The 17,079-nt window shown below is 65.3% G+C and carries 21 protein-coding genes; 8 read left to right on the top strand and 13 right to left on the bottom strand.

What is annotated here, in order from left to right:
* Nucleotides 1-4 precede the first annotated feature (4 nt).
* The 7 genes from H7841_01560 to rpsB form a co-directional block, all read right to left on the bottom strand.
* On the bottom strand, nucleotides 5-1,189 hold the full coding sequence (locus tag H7841_01560) for a 1-deoxy-D-xylulose-5-phosphate reductoisomerase (protein MEO5335569.1): 1,185 nt from the start codon (nucleotides 1,187-1,189) through the stop codon (nucleotides 5-7).
* Complete coding sequence (locus H7841_01565) at nucleotides 1,180-1,878, bottom strand: phosphatidate cytidylyltransferase (protein MEO5335570.1); 699 nt, start codon at nucleotides 1,876-1,878, stop codon at nucleotides 1,180-1,182. Before H7841_01565 ends, H7841_01560 begins: the two co-directional genes overlap by 10 nt.
* On the bottom strand, nucleotides 1,859-2,593 hold the full coding sequence (locus tag H7841_01570) for an isoprenyl transferase (protein ID MEO5335571.1): 735 nt from the start codon (nucleotides 2,591-2,593) through the stop codon (nucleotides 1,859-1,861). The genes H7841_01565 and H7841_01570 overlap by 20 nt, the downstream gene beginning before the upstream one ends.
* A gap of 8 nt (nucleotides 2,594-2,601) precedes the next feature.
* Nucleotides 2,602-3,147, bottom strand: a complete 546-nt coding sequence (frr, locus tag H7841_01575; protein ID MEO5335572.1) for a ribosome recycling factor — start codon at nucleotides 3,145-3,147, stop codon at nucleotides 2,602-2,604.
* A 49-nt stretch (nucleotides 3,148-3,196) separates the two neighbouring features.
* Nucleotides 3,197-3,916, bottom strand: coding sequence for a UMP kinase (gene pyrH / locus H7841_01580; GenBank protein ID MEO5335573.1), 720 nt, complete (start codon nucleotides 3,914-3,916; stop codon nucleotides 3,197-3,199).
* A gap of 96 nt (nucleotides 3,917-4,012) precedes the next feature.
* A complete protein-coding gene (tsf, locus tag H7841_01585) occupies nucleotides 4,013-4,909 on the bottom strand; it encodes a translation elongation factor Ts (GenBank protein MEO5335574.1) in 897 nt (298 codons plus the stop codon).
* Nucleotides 4,910-4,972: 63 nt separating this feature from the next.
* Complete coding sequence (gene rpsB, locus H7841_01590) at nucleotides 4,973-5,770, bottom strand: 30S ribosomal protein S2 (GenBank protein ID MEO5335575.1); 798 nt, start codon at nucleotides 5,768-5,770, stop codon at nucleotides 4,973-4,975.
* A gap of 233 nt (nucleotides 5,771-6,003) precedes the next feature.
* Between rpsB and H7841_01595 the strand changes: the two genes are divergently transcribed.
* Genes H7841_01595 through H7841_01605 form a run of 3 tightly spaced genes read left to right on the top strand, consistent with a single transcriptional unit; the run spans nucleotide 6,004 to nucleotide 8,553 of the window.
* Nucleotides 6,004-6,498 (top strand): ankyrin repeat domain-containing protein, encoded by a 495-nt coding sequence (locus H7841_01595; GenBank protein ID MEO5335576.1) that lies wholly within the window; start codon nucleotides 6,004-6,006, stop codon nucleotides 6,496-6,498.
* Between the two features lie 58 nt (nucleotides 6,499-6,556).
* Nucleotides 6,557-7,894: an AAA family ATPase gene (locus H7841_01600; protein ID MEO5335577.1), complete on the top strand. Its 1,338-nt coding sequence runs from the start codon at nucleotides 6,557-6,559 to the stop codon at nucleotides 7,892-7,894.
* Nucleotides 7,894-8,553: a DUF4276 family protein gene (locus H7841_01605; protein ID MEO5335578.1), complete on the top strand. Its 660-nt coding sequence runs from the start codon at nucleotides 7,894-7,896 to the stop codon at nucleotides 8,551-8,553. Before H7841_01600 ends, H7841_01605 begins: the two co-directional genes overlap by 1 nt.
* Here H7841_01605 and H7841_01610 read toward each other — a convergent pair.
* Nucleotides 8,550-9,380, bottom strand: coding sequence for a 3'-5' exonuclease (locus H7841_01610; protein MEO5335579.1), 831 nt, complete (start codon nucleotides 9,378-9,380; stop codon nucleotides 8,550-8,552). The genes H7841_01605 and H7841_01610 overlap by 4 nt on opposite strands.
* A gap of 55 nt (nucleotides 9,381-9,435) precedes the next feature.
* Between H7841_01610 and H7841_01615 the strand changes: the two genes are divergently transcribed.
* Entirely contained in the window at nucleotides 9,436-9,759 is a 324-nt protein-coding gene (locus tag H7841_01615) for a YbaB/EbfC family nucleoid-associated protein (GenBank protein MEO5335580.1), read from the top strand.
* A gap of 9 nt (nucleotides 9,760-9,768) precedes the next feature.
* Nucleotides 9,769-10,362 carry a recombination mediator RecR gene (recR, locus tag H7841_01620; protein MEO5335581.1) on the top strand — a complete coding sequence of 198 codons (594 nt, stop codon included), beginning with the start codon at nucleotides 9,769-9,771 and terminating at the stop codon, nucleotides 10,360-10,362.
* Between the two features lie 348 nt (nucleotides 10,363-10,710).
* On the opposite strand, the gene H7841_01625 is transcribed toward recR, so the two are convergent.
* Nucleotides 10,711-11,079, bottom strand: a complete 369-nt coding sequence (locus H7841_01625; protein ID MEO5335582.1) for a rhodanese-like domain-containing protein — start codon at nucleotides 11,077-11,079, stop codon at nucleotides 10,711-10,713.
* A gap of 136 nt (nucleotides 11,080-11,215) precedes the next feature.
* On the opposite strand from H7841_01625, the gene H7841_01630 reads away from it, so the two are divergent.
* On the top strand, nucleotides 11,216-12,091 hold the full coding sequence (locus H7841_01630; protein ID MEO5335583.1) for a DMT family transporter: 876 nt from the start codon (nucleotides 11,216-11,218) through the stop codon (nucleotides 12,089-12,091).
* A gap of 23 nt (nucleotides 12,092-12,114) precedes the next feature.
* On the opposite strand, the gene H7841_01635 is transcribed toward H7841_01630, so the two are convergent.
* Nucleotides 12,115-12,963, bottom strand: a complete 849-nt coding sequence (locus H7841_01635; GenBank protein MEO5335584.1) for an ATP-binding protein — start codon at nucleotides 12,961-12,963, stop codon at nucleotides 12,115-12,117.
* A 104-nt stretch (nucleotides 12,964-13,067) separates the two neighbouring features.
* On the opposite strand from H7841_01635, the gene H7841_01640 reads away from it, so the two are divergent.
* Complete coding sequence (locus tag H7841_01640) at nucleotides 13,068-13,733, top strand: hypothetical protein (GenBank protein ID MEO5335585.1); 666 nt, start codon at nucleotides 13,068-13,070, stop codon at nucleotides 13,731-13,733.
* Between the two features lie 42 nt (nucleotides 13,734-13,775).
* Here H7841_01640 and H7841_01645 read toward each other — a convergent pair whose 3' ends face one another.
* From H7841_01645 to H7841_01655, 3 genes are all read right to left on the bottom strand, one after another.
* A complete protein-coding gene (locus H7841_01645) occupies nucleotides 13,776-14,228 on the bottom strand; it encodes a DUF192 domain-containing protein (GenBank protein MEO5335586.1) in 453 nt (150 codons plus the stop codon).
* Nucleotides 14,225-14,650 (bottom strand): hypothetical protein, encoded by a 426-nt coding sequence (locus tag H7841_01650; protein ID MEO5335587.1) that lies wholly within the window; start codon nucleotides 14,648-14,650, stop codon nucleotides 14,225-14,227. The genes H7841_01645 and H7841_01650 overlap by 4 nt, the downstream gene beginning before the upstream one ends.
* A gap of 335 nt (nucleotides 14,651-14,985) precedes the next feature.
* Nucleotides 14,986-16,116, bottom strand: coding sequence for an MFS transporter (locus H7841_01655; GenBank protein ID MEO5335588.1), 1,131 nt, complete (start codon nucleotides 16,114-16,116; stop codon nucleotides 14,986-14,988).
* 114 nt (nucleotides 16,117-16,230) lie between these two features.
* Here H7841_01655 and H7841_01660 point away from each other — a divergent pair, with 114 nt between their 5' ends.
* Complete coding sequence (locus H7841_01660) at nucleotides 16,231-17,079, top strand: carbohydrate kinase family protein (protein ID MEO5335589.1); 849 nt, start codon at nucleotides 16,231-16,233, stop codon at nucleotides 17,077-17,079.

Below are 17,079 nucleotides of genomic sequence, written 5' to 3' on the forward strand. Positions count from 1 at the left end.
CTTCCTATGGCCGTCGTTGGCGGCGGTCGATGACATCCTGGGCGACGCGGCGCGCCTCGCCATCGACGGCATGGACGTCTTCCAGCGAGTCCAGCCGGTGCGTCGGCATGGCGGCCAGGGTTTCCTCGACCGTCCGCGCGATGTCCAGGAATCCGATGTTCCGCTTGAGGAAGCGATCGACGGCGACCTCGTTGGCCGCATTCAGTATAGTGGGGGCGGAACCACCGGTCCGCAAGGCCTCGCGGGCCAGGCGCAGGGCAGGAAACCGTTCCAGGTCGGGGCGCCGGAAGGTCAGGGTCGCGATCTCTTCCAGCTTCAGGCGCGCCGCCGGAGTCTCCATCCGTTTCGGCCAGGCCAGGGCGTAGGCGATGGGGGTGCGCATGTCCGGCGTCCCCAATTGCGCCAGGACCGACCCGTCCACGTAGTCCACCAGGCTGTGCACCACCGACTGGGGGTGAACCAGGATCTCGATGCGGTCCTCGGAAACCGGGAACAGGTGGTAGGCCTCGATCAGCTCCAGGCCCTTGTTCATCATGGTGGCGGAATCGACCGAAATCTTGGCCCCCATGTCCCAGTTGGGATGGGCCACCGCCTGTTCCGGCGTCACGGCGGCCATCTCTTCCAGGCCGCGATCGCGAAAGGGGCCGCCCGAGGCGGTCAGGATGATGCGGGCGATACGTTCCGGTTGATCGCGGTCGAGAACCTGGAAAATGGCGCTATGCTCGGAATCGACCGGCAGCAGGGTCGCGCCGTGGCGGGCGATCTCGGCGGTCATCACCGCGCCGGCGGAGACCAGCACCTCTTTATTGGCCAAGCCGACGATAGCGCCCCGCCGCACCGCAGCCAGGGTGGGGTCCAGCCCGGCCACGCCGACGATGGAGGCCATCACCCAGTCGGCCGGGCGCGCCGCGGCGTCCACCACGGCCTGGGGCCCGGCGGCGCCCTCGATCCCCGAACCGTCGAGTGCCGCCTTCAATTCGCCATAGCGCGCCGGATCGGCCACCACGGCCAGGCGGGCCTTCAGTGTTCGCGCCTGTTCGGCAAGCAGTGCCACATTGCGGTTGGCCGTCAGGGCCTCCACCTGAAATGAATCGGGATTGCGCTTCAGCAGGTCCACCGTGCTGGTGCCGATGGAACCCGTCGACCCGAGCACGGTGACGCGCCGGGGCTGGGAATGGATCATGACCATGGCAGCACCTTGCCTCCGCCGGCCACCCGGATCAAGGCCATTGCCAAGGCGGCGGCCAAGAGGCCGTCCACCCGGTCGAGCAGCCCCCCATGGCCTGGAATGATATTGCTGGAGTCCTTTACCCCGAAACGTCGCTTGACCCAGGATTCGAACAAGTCGCCGCCCTGCGAAAGCCCCCCCACCAGGGCCCCGGCCAGGGCCGGAGATGCCAAGCCCCCCGCAGCCTCGGTCCCGCCCGCGACGACGACGGCGGCGCCGGCACCGCCCGCGCAGGCCATCCCGCCCAACAGACCGGCCCAGGTTTTCTTGGGGCTGATGGCGGACGCCAGCTTTGGGCCCCCAATCAGGCGGCCGAAGGCGTAAGCCCCGGTATCGGTGGCCCAGACGACAGCGAGAAGCCAGAGAATGGCCAAGGCCCCGGCTTCGGCATCGGCGCGCAGCCAGATCAGGGCGGCACAGGGCAGGACCACGTAGGCGACTCCCCCCGCCAGCCAAACCACACGGGCCGGCGCCGGCCTGACCAAACGCTGCCATTCCCAGAGCATGACGGCGGCGGAAACGACCACCAGTATCTCGAAGTAGGGGCGCCCGAACCAGACCGCCGCCAGTACTGGCGGGGCCAGCGCCAGAGCCGACAGAATACGGACCGTAAGATTGCCAAGGCGCGGCTCACCCGTTGGTTCGACCATAACGCCTCTCGCGTCGCCGATATTCGCCCAAGGCGTTTCTGAAGTCCTGCTGGGAGAAGTCGGGCCATAGGGTATCGACGAACACGAACTCGGTGTAGGCGAGTTGCCAAAGAAGAAAATTGCTGATCCGCTTCTCCCCCGACGTACGGATAAGGATGTCGGGATCGGGAAGCCCCTCGGTGAACAGGTGGCGGGCGAAGGAGTCTTCGTCGATGGCGGCGGGATCCAGTTCCCCGGCCTTGACCTTCTCCGCAAGACGGCGGGCGGCGCAGGCGATTTCGGCCCGGCCTCCGTAGCTGAGAGCCATGGTCAGCACCAGTTGCCGGTTATCGACCGTCAAGCGCTCGGCGTCCTCGATCAGGGTCACGATATCGTCGGACAGCTTGGTGCGGTCGCCGATGATGCGCAGGCAGACGCCGCCCTCGTGCAAGCTGGCGATCTCGTTGCGAAGGTAGAGGCGCAGCAGGCCCATCAGGTCCGCTACCTCGGACGCTGGCCTTTTCCAATTCTCAGAGGAAAAGCCGTAAAGAGTCAAATACTTGACACCTGAATCCACGGCCGCCCGGATGGTCGTCCGCACCGCCTCGGCCCCCCGCCGGTGCCCCGCCACTCTCGGCAAGCCGCGGGCACGCGCCCAGCGGCCATTGCCATCCATGATGATGGCGACGTGCACGGGCGACGGCGATGGATCCTGGGGTTGGGGCGCGGCGGTCATTTGGGACATCAGACCTGCATGATTTCCTTTTCCTTGGCGTGCAGCGCCTCGTCGATCTTCTTGATGTAGGAGTCGGTCAGCTTCTGGACCTCCTCCCCGAAGGTGCGATGCTCGTCTTCGGAAATCTTGTGGTCTTTTTCCAGCTTCTTCAATTCGTCCATGCCGTGGCGACGAACGTTGCGGACATGGACCCGGGCTTCCTCGGCATACTTGCCGGCGACCTTGGTCAGTTCCTTGCGGCGTTCCTCGTTGAGCGCCGGAATGGGCACCCGTACCAACTGGCCATCGGTCTGCGGGTTGAGCCCCAGGTTGGCGTCGCGGATGGCCTTTTCGACTGCCTTGACCAAGCCCTTGTCCCAGACCTGGACGGTCAGCATCCGGGGTTCGGGCGTGCCGATGGTGCCGACTTGGTTCATCGGCATCGGGCTGCCATAGGCCTCGACGGTGATGGGCTCCAGAAGGCTGGTGGAGGCACGGCCGGTACGCAGACCGGCGAACTCCTTATGCAGCACCCCAAGCGATCCCTCCATGCGGTGCTCGAGGTCCTTCTTCATGGCTTTGAAGTCGGCGGACACGATCGATCTCCCCTGCTTTCTCTAGTGTTCAGGCCCCCTCGCCGACCACGGTGAAGCGGCCGCGACCGGCCACCACCTCGGCGAAAGCCCCCGGATTGTGAATGGAAAAGACCACGATGGGAATGGCGTTCTCGCGGGCCAGCGCGATGGCAGTGGCGTCCATGACCTTGAGATCCTTGGCCAAGGCCTCGCTATAGCTCACCCGATCGTAGCGCACTGCGTCCTTGGTCTTCTTGGGATCGGCGGAATAGACGCCGTCCACCTGGGTCCCCTTGAACAGGGCATCGCAGCCGGTTTCGATGGCGCGCAGAGTGGCGGCGGTGTCCGTGGTGAAGTAGGGATTGCCCGTGCCGGCGGCGAACAGGACGACCCGGCCCTCGTCCAGATAGCCGAGGGCGGCGCGGCGGTCGAAGGACTCGCAAACCGGTCCCAAGGGCAAGGCCGACAGGACGCGGGCGCGCACACCACGCTGTTCCAGGGCGTTGCCCATGGCGAGCGCGTTCATCACGGTAGCCAGCATGCCCATGTAGTCGCCGGTGGCCCGCTCGATGCCGACCCCCTTGGCGCCGCGGAAATAGTTGCCGCCACCGATCACCAAGCCCACCTGAACGCCCAGATGGTGCACGGCGGCAATCTCTCCAGCGAACTTGTGCAGAACGTCCGGATCAATGCCCGAACCGTCGGCACCGGCCAGCGCCTCACCCGACAGCTTGAGCAGAACCCGCCGGTATCGCGGCTCGCTCTCCATGGCTTTTCCCGTCCGTTTGGACTCCCTGGGGCACCCCCCGGCCGGCGTCGATCCTACACCAAGGCCGGCCGGCGGGTCTCCGGGAATCTTGCGGCCTTACTTGGCCATCGCGGCGACTTCGGCGGCGAAGTCGTCCTGCTTCTTTTCCAGGCCTTCGCCCAGCTTGAAGCGGTCGAAGCCCAACACCTTCGGCTTGCCGACACCTTCCAGAATCTTGGAAACACGGCTTTCGCCGTCGATCACGTAGACTTGGTCCAGCAAGCAGACTTCCTCGTAGAACTTCCGGATGCGACCTTCGACCATCTTCTCGATGATGGCGTCCGCCTTGCCGGATTCCTTGGCCTGGCCGATCAGGACCTGACGCTCGCGCTCGATGGCGGTCGGATCGAGGTCGTCGCGCGACACCGACATCGGCGCCGCGGCGGCGATGTGCATGGCCACCTGCTTGGCGACATCCGGGGTCTTGGCGTCGCCGCCATCCAAAGCCAGCAGCACGCCGATCTTGCCCAAGCCCGGCGCAACGGCGCTGTGCAGGTAGGAACCCAGCACGCCCGCCTCGCGCACCGCGACGCGGCGCAGGCTCATGTTCTCGCCGATGGTGGCGATGAGCGCGGTCAACTCGTCGGCCACCGTCCGGCCGGTCCCCGGATAGGCGGCGGCCTTCAGAGCCTCGACATCGTCCCCCACCGCGAGCGCCAACCTGGCCACGGTCCGGACGAAGTCCTGGAACTTATCGTTGCGGCCCACGAAATCGGTCTCGGCATTGACTTCGACCAGGGCACCCTTGCCGCCCTCGACGGCGATGCCGATCAGACCTTCGGACGCGACGCGGCTCGCCTTCTTGGCGGCGGCGGCCAAGCCCTTCTTGCGCAGCCAGTCGACGGCCTGTTCCAGGTCGCCGCCGGTCTCGCCCAACGCCTTCTTGCAGTCCATCATGCCGGCGCCGGTCTTCTCGCGCAGCTCCTTGACCAGGGAGGCGGTAATCTCAGCCATGGCGATCTACCTTCTCAGGAAATCCGTATAACGACTTGTTTCGACAGGAAAGCTCAAGAACGCTTACGCGCCCTCAGCCACCTCGGCGACTTCCTCGATTCCCGCGCTGGGCAGGGCCTCGACCGGAACCTCGGTCGCCTTGCCCAGATCGGCCCCACCGCGCTTCATCTCGTCCTGGATGCCCGACAGGACGGCGGCGGTCATCAGGTCGCAATAGGTATTGATGGCGCGGATGGCGTCGTCGTTGCCCGGGATGGGGAAGGTGATGCCGGCCGGATCGCAGTTGCTGTCCACCACGGCGACAACCGGAATGCCCAGCACGTTCGCTTCGGCGATGGCGATCTTTTCCTTGTTGGTGTCGATAATGAACAGGATATCGGGCAGACCGCCCATGTCCTTGATACCGCCCAAAGCGCGCTCCAACTTGTCGCGCTCACGGGTCATCACCAGGGTTTCCTTCTTGGTGAGGCCGGTCTGCTCCAGCCCCAGGCGCTCGTCAAGATCACGCAGAACCTTGATGGAATTGGAAATGGTGCGCCAGTTGGTCATCATGCCACCCAGCCAGCGGTGGTTGACATAGAACTGGCCGCAGCGCTTGGCCGCTTCGGCGATGCGCTCGCCGGCTTGGCGCTTGGTGCCGACGAACAGCACGCGGCCGCCGCCCGCCACCACGTCATGGACGGCCTGCAGAGCCCGGTGCAGCATGGGCACGGTCTGCTGGAGGTCGATGATATGAATGCCGTTGCGCTCCCCGAAGAGATAGGAGGACATCTTGGGGTTCCAGCGACGGGTATTGTGGCCGAAGTGCACGCCGGCTTCCAGGAGCTGGCGCATGGAGAATACGGGCAGATTCGGGGACATGGTCGGTTTCCTTTTCCGGTTGGTCCTCCGCGGGCCACGTCCGACCCCACCGTGGAGTTGGACACCGGAGCGACGCATGGGGATGTCTCCCCCACCCGCCGCACGCCCGCGTGCGTGATGAAGGCCGTGTACATAGTGGAGACGGACGGCGATTGCAAGCCCCGATGGTCGAGGCTTGAAACCGGGCGGCCGATGCAAACATGATGAGGAACGCCAGAAACCGGACGCCCGCCATGAACGCTCCCCGCCGCCGCTTCTACACCATCTCCCCCGATTACGTCACCGCCGCCGGTTACGAGAACCTGGCGGGCGCCGAAGCGGCCGCCGTGGCCTTCGGGAATGGCGCCCATGTGGTGGACACCCTGTCCACCACCTACACCCCGGCCATCTACCGGGTGGAGGAAGGGGAACTCCGCCTGCAGGGCCAAGGCTCGTTCGACCATCGCCACGGCCTGGGAGCCAACCTGATCGAAGCCGCCCGCAAGCGCATCCCGCCTTTGGTCCGTGCGCTCCTGGCCAAGGGCGCCGATCCCGATTCCGCCGACCATGACGGCGGCACGGCGCTCCATTGGGCGGTGGCGGGCGGCAGTTTCGACGTGGTGCGCCTCCTGGTCGAAGCCGGGGCCGATCCCCGGCGCACCGACTCCGACGGCACCACACCGCTGGCCCTGGCCCGGAGCAAGCACCGGGATACCATCGCGGAGTTCCTGGAACAGATAAGCGGTTAGCGGAGAGTTCCGCGAAAGCGACATTGCCGGTCGCCGTCTTCGCAGGTAATCTGGCGACATGCTGACTCGGATCGAAATCGATGGCTTTAAGACTTTCGAGAATTTTGCTCTCGACCTGAAACCCTTTGCCGCCATCGTCGGTCCCAATGCTAGCGGCAAGTCCAACCTGTTCGATGCCATTCGGTTCCTTTCGCTTCTGGCCAGACATGACGTAAGGACCGCCATGCAGCAGCTTCGCGGGGAACCCGAGGAGTTGTTCCGGCGTACCGAGGCCAGCCGGGCTTCGCGTATGAGGTTCGCGGTGCAGATCCTGCTGGACGCCGAAGGCACCGATTCCTTTGGCAGCCAGTTCGAGATCAAGGCCCAGAGGCTGCATTACGAGGTGGAGATTACCATCAAGCACGGGAGCAAGGGCCAACCGCGAGGCATTTTCGTGACGGGGGAAGAATGCCGCGCCATCCCGCGCAAGGAGGAAAAGGTTACTTTCCCCAGCATCAAGTATCTGGCCCCGACTTCCCGGCCCTTTCTTCTCACAAAAAAGGAAAAAGGCCAGACGTTGGCCTTCGAAATCCGCCAGGATGGGGCGACCAAACGTGGGCGGCCGGTGACGCTGCCGGCAGCGGAGGCTTCTCGGACGGCGTTATCGACCATCTCCACGGCCGAGTTTCCGCACCTTTACGCGCTGAAGGACCTTTTCGTTTCCACCCAGTTCCTGGAAATCAATCCCCAAGCCGCACGGCGATCGAGCGACCGCTTCGAAAGCCGGGACCTGCGGCCGGATGCCTCCAACCTGTCGGCGGTTCTCGCCCGCCTCAAGGAGATCACGGCCGCCGACGACCGCCCGGAAGGCATCATCGCGGATATTTCGGCCGACTTGGCCTCGCTGGTGCCGTCGGTTCGGTCGGTAAAGGTCTTCGACGACGAGGATACGAAGGAATATTCGTTCGGCGTAGCCATGTCGGAACAGCTGCAATTCAGTTCGCGCGTCATCTCGGATGGCACCCTCAGGCTCCTGGCGCTGCTTGCCGTGCTGGACGATCCGAACCGCAAAGGAATACTCTGTTTCGAGGAGCCGGAAAACGGCGTCCACGAGGGCCGCATCCCCATGCTTGTGGAGTTTCTCCGCAAGGCGGTGTCCCGTCCGGAAGCCATCGGCACCGACCGTCTGTTCCAAGTCCTGGTCAATACCCATTCCCCGGCGGTGATGGCTGCGTTGCAAGACGAGGAAATCGTTGCCGCCGATTCGGTCAGCCATATCGATCCGAAAAGCCGGACCAAGGCGGTCAAGACCAGAATGCGGACTGGCGTCAAGACCGAACTCGACCTCAATCCCGAAACCGACCTGACCCGGGGCGAAGTCGCCGCACTGCTCAAGCGCCAGAGCGGGGAGGCCTGATGCATCTGGCGTGGGCAGCCTACTACGAAGGCGGCAGCGACCGAGCGTATTTCGACGTCCTTCTGCCGCGGATCATGGAAGAGATCACCCTGTCCGACGGACTGCGCCAAGTCAGCATTCCGAACGCGGCGGCCGTGCATCTGGGCCTGAAGAACCGCGAAGTCGCAGCGGTTGCCGCCGAGGCCTGCGCCAATGCCGAGGCCTTCCACCTGCTGTTCATCCACGCGGACTCGGGGGGACGCGCGCAATCGTCCTCCCTGGACAGCCGGGGAAAAGCCTATTGCGCCGCCGTCGAAGCGCGATGCTCATTGAGATCGGCCCGCTGCATCGTCATGGAACCGCGCCACGAAACGGAAGCCTGGGTCATGGCCGATCCCGATGCCGTCCTGGGGGCGCTCGGTTTCCGGGGCGGCCGGCAAGCCCTGGCCCTGCCGGCTGATGCCGACGAAGCGGAACGCCTTGTCGATCCCAAGGCGACTTTGAAAAATGCCGTAAACGCGGTTCGGAACCGCCGCGCCTGTCGCGGAGATGCAGACCTGTTCACCGCCATCGCCCAGAGACAAGCCATCGATCGCCTTCGCGGGGCGGCGTCTTTTCGATCGTTCGAAGGCGCGTTGCGGGGCGGATTGGCGGATCTCGGCTGTATTGCCCCCTCCTAAAGCAGGAACCGGTTGCCCGAGGCCAGGCCCCAGGCGTCAAGAAAGGCGCCCAGGTGGGGGCGCTTTTCCATTTCCGCCTGGATGTATGAGACCACATCGGCGGCGGCGCGGTTGTAGCCGTCGGCGCTCAGGGTCCCGGTATGCAGCTTCCAGCGCAGATATACCAAGTACGTGTTGAGCACGTCTGTCTCGCAATAGTCGCGCACCTCCTGGATACGGCCCTCGTCGACCATTTGGGCGACCTGGGAGCCCTCGGTGCCGAACTTGCCGGGAAACCCCAGGGCGGCGCAGACCTCGTTCAGCTTTACCCGTGCCGAGGCGCCGTAGTCCGACAGCACCTCCAGCAGGTCGCAATGCCAGTCGGCGGCATAGCGGCTGTTGTAGCTGGCCCACTTGTCGCCCGCCTGGTGCAGGTAGGGGGCGGAGATGCCGTGCACCATGGCCCGGTACTTGAGCACCGGCAGATCGAAACTGCGGCCGTTGAAGCTGACCAGGCGCGGCTTCAGGCGTTCGAAGTGCTGGAAAAATCCCTGCAGCAAGGTCTTTTCGTCGTAGTCGGCCCGCCCGCCCGAACGCAATTCGCGCAGCACGTACGATTCGCCCGTGCCGTCGCGCTCGATGTCGGCCTCCAGGAAGCCGATCGCCACCACCTTGTGGAAGGGCTGCCGGGGGAAGGGATTGCGGCCTTCGGTGATTTCCAGGTGATAGCGCTCCAATTCGGCCCGCCGGGCCGCCACGCCGGGCTCGGAAAAGCCCGTCAGATTAGGCACCACGTCGGTATCGGGCAGGGTCTCGATGTCGAAGACGAAGAGCGTCCGGTGCTGCATGACTCGTTCTCCTTCCCCTGCTATACACGAGGCACGTTCGCAAGAGGAGACCCGGATGAAGAACCTTGGCCAGATGATGAAGCAGGCTCAACAATTGCAGAGCCGGATGACCCAGTTCCAGCAGGACATGACGCTGATCGAGGCCGAAGGCTCGGCAGGGGGCGGCATGGTCAAGGTCCGGGTGTCCGGCAAAGGCGAGTTGCGCGGCCTCAAGATCGACCCAGCCCTGATGGCGCCGGGCGAGGCCGAGGTCCTGGAGGACCTGATCGTCGCCGCCCACAACGACGCCCGCACCAAGGTGGAGTCGGAAGTCGCCAAGAAGATGGCCGAGGTCACCGGCGGGCTGCAATTGCCGCCCGGCTTCCAACTGCCCTTCTGATCGGCCCCCATGGCGGTCGGCCCCGTCGAGCACCTGATCCAGCTTCTCGCCCGCCTGCCGGGCCTGGGACCGCGTTCGGCGCGCCGCGCCGCTCTGTTCCTTCTGAAGAAGCGCGAAGCCCTGCTCACTCCCTTGGCCCAGGCCCTCGCCGAGGCCGCCCGCGCGGTGCGGACCTGTTCGGTCTGTGGTAACCTGGACATGGCCGACCCCTGCCCCATCTGCGCCGACGCCCGGCGCGATCCTTCGACGCTTTGCGTGGTGGAGGACGTGGCCGACCTTTGGGCCCTGGAACGCTCCGCGCTCTTTCGCGGCCGCTACCACGTGCTGGGCGGAACCCTGTCCGCCCTCGACGGCGTGGGGCCGGACGACCTGGGCATCCCGCGTCTGGTGGCCCGCGCCAAGGCGCCGGAAATCGCCGAGGTGATTCTCGCCGCCAACGCGACCGTGGACGGTCAAACCACCGCCCATTACATCGCCGAGCGACTGAAGGATTGCGGCGTCATCGTCACCGGTCTGGCCCATGGCGTCCCGGTGGGGGGCGAACTGGACTACCTGGACGACGGCACCCTGACCGCCGCCCTCAAGGCCCGCCGCCCGGTCTGAGCCCCTATCCCGGCGATTGGGGATAAGTCTGGGGATGGAAGGGTGGCGATGGCCCTGCAAGTCGCCTGGACCAAGGCTTTGCCGCACCGTTCAACGCCTTGATCTCCCATGCGTCTAAAATTCAATATATTGATAAATATTGATAATTTATCATTGTTTCGATGGCGTTTCGCCAACTTTCGTCGACCGGGCCGATAGCCCCGCTTTTCCTGGCGTTCCTTCGGTTTATGTGGAAAAGCGTCCCTCGCCGAGTCCTACCGTCAAGGGCAAAAAAACACCCCGGGACGCCATCGAAGAGAGATCGGGGGGCGGCGACCCGGGGTGGCAGGTATTGTCGCTCTCGTCAGATCAGTTTTCGACGGCGAACCCTTCCGCCTTCCAGGCGTTCAATCCGCCGCGCATGCTGATTCCTTCGCCGAATCCGGCCTTGAGGAGCTGCTTGGCCGCCGCAGCCGAGCGCTTGCCGACCGCGCAATGAAGCACCACGCGCAGCCCCGGAAGCCGAGGGAAGTTCTGTCCATCGAAGAACGACAGGGGCATCAGCAGAGCACCGGGGATTCGCTCGTTCTCGAATTCGCTTGCCTCGCGCACGTCCACCAGCAGCACCTCGCCCGCCTGCATCCAGCTATGGACCTGGGCGGGGTCGACCTCGGTGGGTTCGCGCAACGTGATGGCCTCATCCACGGCGGGCTTGTGAGCGGAGACGGAGACGTTCATGGCTAGCCTCGAAAGATTATCGTTTGTCGATGTGTTGATTAACATAAAAGACCACGTTTCGCGTGTCAAACATATTTTCATCACACAATACATTTGTTTTATATGGCGACTGCCCGACCCCGTTATAGTCCCAGCCATGGTTCCGACCCCCGGAAACGACCCTCTGCGCGGCGTCTTCTGGATGGCCTTCGCCACGCTGGCAGGAACGGGCATGTTGATCTGCATCCGCTTCGTGGGACGAGACGTTCATCCCCTTGAGATCGGGTTCCTGCGCTGTCTGCTGGCCTTGCCGCTGCTGCTGCCCTGGTACCTGCCGCAGCACGGCTGGCGGATTCCGCTCGGCCAATGGCGCCTGCAGGTGGCGCGCGGGGCCATGGTCCTGGTGACCATGCTGTCCTATTTCTCCGCCGCCCTGATGCTGCCCCTGGCGGCGCTGATCGCCTTTACCCTTACCGGCCCCCTGTTCACCACTCTGGGGGCCGCCCTGTTTCTCAAGGAACGGGTCGACTATCGCCGCTGGACCGCGGTGGCCGTCGGTTTTGGTGGTGCCCTACTGGTGGCGGCGCCCGATCCCCTGGGCCCCGACGTTTCCATGCTAGGCGTCCTGCTGGCACTGGCGACCGCCTTGTTCGGAGCCGTCGAACTGGTCCTGCTGAAGTCCTTGTCCGGGCGCCAATCCACCTGGACCAACGTGGTCTGGGTCACCCTGGTGATGGCCGCCGGATCGGCGGCCCCGGCGGCGACGGTCTGGACATCCCCGTCCCCTGCCGGCCTCGCGTGGCTGGCGGGCTTGGCGGCTTTCGCGACGCTCGCCCAGGCGGCGGTGAGCCGCGCCTTCTACTGGAGCGACGTGGCCCCGGTCATGGCGGCGCAATTCCTCCAACTCGTCCTTGCGGCCCTGGCCGGCTGGCTGCTGTTCGGTGAGGCCATCGGCCCCACCACCCTGGCCGGAGCCGCCCTGATCCTGGCGGCCAACGCGTCGGTGCTGCGCGGCCGACCGGATGCATATTAAGAAACGCCATGAAGCCGTAGCGCCTAATCCAAGGTCTTCCCCAGCCGCCCCGCCAAGTCCTGGACGAACTGCCAGGCGACACGCCCCGACCGGGCGCCGCGCGCCATCGACCATTCCAGGGCCGCCGCCCGCAGCCGGCGCCTGGACACCTTCAGGCCATACCGCCTCGCATAGCCCTCGACGATGGCGAAATAGGTATCCTGGTCACAGGCATGAAAGCCAAGCCAGAGCCCGAAGCGGTCGGAGAGGGAAACCTTTTCCTCCACCGCTTCCGAGGGATTGATGGCCGAGGAACGTTCATTCTCGATCATGTCGCGGGGCATCAGGTGGCGGCGGTTGGAGGTGGCGTAGAACAGCACGTTGGCCGGGCGCCCATCGATGCCTCCTTCCAGGGCCGCCTTCAGGGATTTGTAAGACGTGTCGCCGCCGTCGAAGGACAGGTCGTCGCAGAACACCAGGAAGCGCCTCCCGCTGCCCCGCAGCACCGCCAGCAGGCGCGGCAGGGTGGCGATGTCCTCGCGGTGTATCTCGATCAGCGCCAGGCAGCGGGGGGCTTCTTCGTTCAGGCGGGCATGGACGGCCTTGACCAGGGAGCTCTTGCCCGTCCCCCGGGCGCCCCACAGCAGGGCGTTGTTGGCCGGCAAGCCCCGGGCGAAGCGACGGGTATTATCCAGCAACGCAGCCCGCTGGTCCTCCACACCCTTCAGCAGGTCCAAAGCCACCCGGTTGACCGACGCCACCGGCTCCAGGCGCGCTTCCGGCCCATGCCAGACGAAGGCGTCGGCCGCCTCCAGGTCGGCGGGCGGCGGGGCAGCCGGGGCCAGGCGCTCCAGGGCGGCGGCAATACGGGCGAGAAGATCGGGATCGGTCAAGGCATCCTCCTGGGCGGCAGGGCGGTAGCAACGGCTCGATCAAGCCATATGGATTTACAAGTTATTGGCCTCATCGGCCAGAGAAGCCATGATAGGATGAGTCCATGCGGTTCCGCCTTCGCCTCATCGACCTCGTCCTCGTGCTGCTGATCGGCATCATGGCGATACGCCATTGGCCCTATGATCCGGCCAAGGAAGCCTGGCGTGTGGGATTCCGCCAGATGATCGCGGGCGACCACGAGACCGCCCTCGCCCGCTTCGACGACGTCCTGACGGCGCAGCCCGGCTTTCAACGCGCTTTCTTCTACCGGGGCTACTCGCTGTTCTTCCTGGGCCGGTTCAACGAGGCCGCCCAGGATTTCTCCGAAGGCTTGTCCCTGGGGGGCGACCCGTACATGCTGTTCTGGCGCTACATGGCGCGCCGCCGGAGCGGCGCAGAAGGCGACGGCGAACTGTTGGCGGGACTGCGTGAACGAAACCTGGATCTCGATGGCTGGCCGGGTATTCTAGGCGCCACTCTGATGGGCACGGCCTCCGAGGACGCGGTCCTCGCTCGCGCCGTCGGAGAAAACGCGGACAGCCAAGCCGGCCTGTTGGCCGAGGCCCATTTCTATCTGGGCCAACGCCGCCTGATCGAGGGCGAACGCGACAAGGCCCTGGCCCATTTCCGCAAGGCCGTAGCGACGGGAGCCATCAACTACCTGGAACAGAGTGCCGCCGCCCAGGAAGTCCTCGCCCTTTCGTCGCAGAGGCCGGAGGAAAGCCGGTAGCAGCGGCCGCCGCGCACGCCTTGGCCCGCGCGGCAAGAGGCTCTACGGCCCAAATATCCAGTGGAAAATCCGGTCGCCGGGACTGATGCCCAGGCGCTGGACCGTGCCGGCGTTCAGTTCCAGGACGGCACGCACAGGTTCCGGCGCGGCGATGATATCGAGAGAATGGGGAACCGTGTTCTCGGCAATGCCGGCGATGGTCCCGTCGGCCCTGAGAAACAGCATGTCGAGAGGAATGAAGGTGTTCTTCATCCACATCGAGACCGGTTGGATGCGGCCGAAATCGAACAGCATACCGGCGTCGGCGGCCATCGATTTTCGGTGTTGCAGGCCCTCGGCGCGCTGCAAGGGCGTCTCGGCCAGTTCCACCGTGAAACGGTATTGCGCACCGCCGCTCAGCACGGCCAGGGTGGAACCGCGAAAGGTCTCCGCCCGGGCTGCCGACCCCACCGCAAGGGCCGCAGCCAAAAGAAGACCGACGACCCCGCGCCTCACTTCTTCTTGGCCTTGGCCTGTTGCTTGCGCAGATTGACCGCCCCGCATGCCTGGCCGACCACATTGGCGGATACGAAGGCCTTGCTGCCCTCCTTCGCCAACAACTCGCAGGCTTGGTTGAAGACTTCCATGGCCAGTTCCGAGAGATCGATGCTGATCCCCTTTGGAAGCTTGGTGAACAAGGCGTCCATCTGCACGATGGTCCGTTCGACGCTGGTGCGCATCTGCGCGTCGTTCGTGGCGGTCTTGGCGATATCGGCGATCTTTCGCCCGACGACCATGACAAAGCCCTTGCCCCAGCAGGTCTCGCGAGCGCTAGCGCCCTGATCCGCCAGCAAGAGCATGTCCTCGCGCGACAACTCGCGCACGATGGTGTCGAGACTGTCACGATGTTCCATCGCATCGTACAGCTTCAGAATCAAGATATGCAGGATATACCCGCGACAACGGGTTCCCCTCGGGCACAACAGGCAGCTTTTCACCGGCTCGGCATCCCATCCACCTGGAACGCGCGGCGTCGATGCCCCCCAGAGGTCTCGACATCCGCCTAGCCGCTAATATCACGGAACCGCCGCAAAAGCAAAGCGACATGGGAAAGGCCCCAGGGCTCCGGGCTCAGGTTAACGCGGTTTACGGCTTGCTGTGCGTATGATTGTTCGAATCGTCACTGATTCGGAGGAACCGCGATAAACCTAAACGTGCCGCAATTCCGACATCCACGTCGTATTGCCAGAGCAGACTGCCCTCGAGTTCGCTATCAACCGGTTTTGCGAGAGAGAAGAAAGGCTGCGATGGCTCCGCCTCCTCCCAGGACCGCCATGGCGGCAAAGGCGCCGCCCTCCCAGGCGGCGAACAGCGGTCCGCCGCCCAGAACGGCGATTCCTAATCCCAGCCCCATGACCAGGGCTGCATAGAGGCTTTGGGCCGTGGCCGACAGCTGGGGCGGTACATGGCGGGCCATGTAGTGAATCGCCCCCAGGTGGGCCGCCCCGAAGGTGAAGGCATGCAGGGCTTGGCTGACGAGCAGTGGCGCAAGGGCCGTGGTCGTTCCCAGCACAAGCCAGCGCAGCACGGCAGCCAAGCCGGCTGAAATCAGAAGTCGTTCGGGGCCCAGGCGTCGGACGAGGGGAATCCCCCAGGTGAATAGGAGAATTTCGGCGATCACGCCCTCGGCCCACAGAGCGCCGATCAGATCCGCCGAATAACCCGCCTTTTGCCAGTGAAGGGTGGCAAAGGTGTAGTAGACGGCATGGCTGCTCTGGATCAGGGCCGCGGCCAGCAGAAAGAGTCGGAAGCGGCGATCCCTCGCCATGGCGGCCAACGGCAGGTGTCCGACCGCCCTCGGGGCGCGCTCGTCGGGGAGGACGCCGATGACTGCAGCCAGGCCTCCGAGAGCCACGAGCAGGAGCCAGAAGACGAGGTCTGGATCGCCGTCCACCAGGAGATGCCCGGTTCCCGCCGCAGCCAGGATGAAGGTGATGGACCCCCAGACCCGCAGCCGGCTGTAATGAAGTCCGCTGTCGCGGATCGCCATCATGACCAGGCTTTCCCCAAGCGGCAGAATCGGTGACCAGAATACCATGTAGAGGACGGTCAGCAGGAGCACCGGCCAGAACCCGTGCGCGAATCCGAGGAATCCGAACCCGAGCAGGGTGGCGATTCCGAACCACCCCATCAGGCGCCGCCGCTCTCCGCTACGGTCGGCGACATGGGCGGCCAAAGGACTGGATACGGCCTTCACCGCGATTCCGATTGCGGACACGATGCCGATTTCGATGGCGTCCAGGCCGCGAGACGCCAGCCACAGCGGCCAAAAAGGAGTATAGACGCCGATCGCCAGAAACAGGACGCCGTAATAGAGAGACAGGCGGAGGGCGGTAGACTGCATGCCCCATGGGTACGCCGGCCGCGCGGCACTTTCAATCGGCCTTGCGCGGCCGAACGAAGACGGTAGTCTTCGGGATCGCCGGGATATGCCGGATGGCGTCGCGGAGGAAGGACGATGGCGGCGATTGTCGTGGTCGGATCGGTGGCGCGGGACGAGGTGGCGGCGTTGCACGAGCCGCTACGCGAAGGAGCGCACCTGGAAGGAGAGGCGCGCGGCAGCCGGCTGGGCGGCGGCGGGGCCAACACGGCGGTGGCTCTGGCCCGCGCCGGCCACAGGGCCATTCTGGTGGCGCCCTTGGGCACCGACGCCCTCGGCGACGAACTGCTGGCGGAGTTGGCGGCATCCGGAGTCGAGACGTCGGCCGTGCGCCGGGTGCCCGGTGCCAGCACTTGGTCCCTGGTCCTGGTGACCCAGGGAGGCGAGCGCACCATCGTCAACCTGAACCGGACCCACGAACCGGAGCCCCCTCGCCGCCTGTTGTCCATCGCCGCCGACTGTCTCTACGTCCGCAGCCGGGCCCTCGATCTGGCTCCCTTATTGGCGGAGAAGGCGCAGGGCTGCCTGGTGGTCGCCCACATGCCGCCGCTGGAAGAGGGAAGCCGACCGGCCCAGGTTCTGGTGGCTTCCCAATCGGACCTGCCGCCCGCCGACTTGGCCGATCCCTTCGCCACCGGATTCCGGGTGGCCGGAAACCTTCTGGAGTGGGTCGTGGTGACGCGCGGGCCGGAGGGGGCAACGGCGCACGGCCCGCAAGGGCTTGTGCTCACGGCGGCGGCTCCCCATGTCGAGACCGTGGACTCCACGGGTGCCGGCGACGCCTTCGCAGCGGGACTGGTTCATGCCCTGACCGGGGGCCACGCCATGGGAGAGGCTTTGGGCGTGGCTTGCCGCTGGGGCGCCGAGGCGGTCCGTTGGCCAACGTCGGCCTTGCCTGCTGAGGCGGTAGCTCGCCTGGGAGGATGA

Origin of the sequence: Magnetospirillum sp. WYHS-4, from assembly GCA_039908345.1 — a bacterium.
GTDB lineage: Bacteria > Pseudomonadota > Alphaproteobacteria > Rhodospirillales > GLO-3 > JAMOBD01.

Coding starts and splice junctions, on each gene's coding strand:
- H7841_01560 (MEO5335569.1), bottom strand. CDS start 1,189: ATGGTCATGATCCATTCCCAGCCCCGGCGCGTCACCGTGCTCGGGTCG.
- H7841_01565 (MEO5335570.1), bottom strand. CDS start 1,878: ATGGTCGAACCAACGGGTGAGCCGCGCCTTGGCAATCTTACGGTCCGT.
- H7841_01570 (MEO5335571.1), bottom strand. CDS start 2,593: ATGACCGCCGCGCCCCAACCCCAGGATCCATCGCCGTCGCCCGTGCAC.
- frr (MEO5335572.1), bottom strand. CDS start 3,147: ATGAAGAAGGACCTCGAGCACCGCATGGAGGGATCGCTTGGGGTGCTG.
- pyrH (MEO5335573.1), bottom strand. CDS start 3,916: ATGGAGAGCGAGCCGCGATACCGGCGGGTTCTGCTCAAGCTGTCGGGT.
- tsf (MEO5335574.1), bottom strand. CDS start 4,909: ATGGCTGAGATTACCGCCTCCCTGGTCAAGGAGCTGCGCGAGAAGACC.
- rpsB (MEO5335575.1), bottom strand. CDS start 5,770: ATGTCCCCGAATCTGCCCGTATTCTCCATGCGCCAGCTCCTGGAAGCC.
- H7841_01595 (MEO5335576.1), top strand. CDS start 6,004: ATGAACGCTCCCCGCCGCCGCTTCTACACCATCTCCCCCGATTACGTC.
- H7841_01600 (MEO5335577.1), top strand. CDS start 6,557: ATGCTGACTCGGATCGAAATCGATGGCTTTAAGACTTTCGAGAATTTT.
- H7841_01605 (MEO5335578.1), top strand. CDS start 7,894: ATGCATCTGGCGTGGGCAGCCTACTACGAAGGCGGCAGCGACCGAGCG.
- H7841_01610 (MEO5335579.1), bottom strand. CDS start 9,380: ATGCAGCACCGGACGCTCTTCGTCTTCGACATCGAGACCCTGCCCGAT.
- H7841_01615 (MEO5335580.1), top strand. CDS start 9,436: ATGAAGAACCTTGGCCAGATGATGAAGCAGGCTCAACAATTGCAGAGC.
- recR (MEO5335581.1), top strand. CDS start 9,769: ATGGCGGTCGGCCCCGTCGAGCACCTGATCCAGCTTCTCGCCCGCCTG.
- H7841_01625 (MEO5335582.1), bottom strand. CDS start 11,079: ATGAACGTCTCCGTCTCCGCTCACAAGCCCGCCGTGGATGAGGCCATC.
- H7841_01630 (MEO5335583.1), top strand. CDS start 11,216: ATGGTTCCGACCCCCGGAAACGACCCTCTGCGCGGCGTCTTCTGGATG.
- H7841_01640 (MEO5335585.1), top strand. CDS start 13,068: ATGCGGTTCCGCCTTCGCCTCATCGACCTCGTCCTCGTGCTGCTGATC.
- H7841_01655 (MEO5335588.1), bottom strand. CDS start 16,116: ATGCAGTCTACCGCCCTCCGCCTGTCTCTCTATTACGGCGTCCTGTTT.
- H7841_01660 (MEO5335589.1), top strand. CDS start 16,231: ATGGCGGCGATTGTCGTGGTCGGATCGGTGGCGCGGGACGAGGTGGCG.